This is a genomic window from Brevibacterium sp. SIMBA_078 (genome assembly GCF_046534565.1).
In the GTDB taxonomy this organism is placed as follows: Bacteria; Actinomycetota; Actinomycetes; order Actinomycetales; family Brevibacteriaceae; genus Brevibacterium.
This window is the reverse complement of the sequence record NZ_JAWRYQ010000273.1, coordinates 1-266: the sequence shown is the minus strand read 5'-3', so window position 1 is coordinate 266 and position 266 is coordinate 1. Positions and strand designations below refer to the sequence as shown.

The 266-nt window shown below is 41.7% G+C and carries 1 protein-coding gene; it reads right to left on the bottom strand.

The genetic code is table 11. The annotated features are described in order from the left end of the window. The coding region (locus SB749_RS19705; protein WP_410711794.1) for a response regulator at nucleotides 1-223 on the bottom strand (223 nt) is incomplete at its 3' end. Nucleotides 224-266 lie beyond the last annotated feature (43 nt).

Sequence of the window (266 nt, the reverse complement as noted above, 5' to 3'; positions counted from 1 at the left end):
TTTGCTTAAGCTCATCGTGCCCAAACGGTTTTACAATATAGTCTTCAGCACCTACTGAATAACCTTCCATGCGTTCCTCAACAGTCCCCCTTGCCGATACAAACATCACTATAATATCTTGTGTTTTAGGGTTCGCTTTGAGCTCTTTACATACTTCGTAACCATTCATTTTTGGCATGCTTACATCAAGTAAGATAACCTGCGGCATATACTCTTCAACCATGCTCAAGCATTCTGGGCCACTCGAAGCCAGCTTAAGTTCAAAA